At 56.5% G+C, this 658-nt stretch carries 1 pseudogene; it reads left to right on the top strand.

The window, feature by feature from the left end:
* Nucleotides 1–524: pseudogene (locus AB9K37_RS00465) on the top strand (hypothetical protein); the annotation flags it as partial.
* Nucleotides 525–658 lie beyond the last annotated feature (134 nt).

Genomic DNA, 658 nt, shown 5'->3' on the forward strand with positions numbered 1-658 from the left:
CATGTTGGTTTTGGTCATCGGGGTCTCCGTGTGGTTCGTGGTTGAAGCGGTCAAACTCCACCTCGACCATACACCTCGATGGCCACCCGGGATTACACCGTTGGCGGTGCGGAAATTACACCACGTGCTCGGACACTAACCCGTTCTCGGATGAATGGATTAAGACAAGGCTTCTTGCGCCGGGCGCGCTGGATGGCTTGAACGATCAGGCGCGGGCGATTTTCAAGATTATGATGAATACGGGTCTGCGGCTCATTGAGATCGCATCTTTGACGCCGGAGGAGATTTGCCTGGACGACCCCAAGGAGGGCGGGCTTTCCTATGTCCAGGGTTTACCCATTGGCCGCGAACTCAAATCCCGTCGGGCAAAACGGCGCGTGCCACTCCTCGGAGTGAGCCTTGACGCGATGCTGGGGTTCCCCGAGGGCTTCTCGAACTATCGCCAGAACTCGGCCACACTCAGCGCGACCTTGAATAAATACCTCAGAGAAAACGACCTGAAGGAAACCGAAGATCACGTGTGAACGGCGGAGCAATACTCGGCCACGGTAGCGACGGCATAGTGTTGTCGCGGGCGGCGTAAAAGTCGTCCACTTTTGCCCTTTCGGATTTCGGGAGGGCTTGGGGATATACACCGTGGACTTGTATTTGAAGGTGC

Origin of the sequence: Donghicola sp. XS_ASV15, assembly GCF_041224595.1 — a bacterium.
In the GTDB taxonomy this organism is placed as follows: domain Bacteria; phylum Pseudomonadota; class Alphaproteobacteria; order Rhodobacterales; family Rhodobacteraceae; genus Donghicola.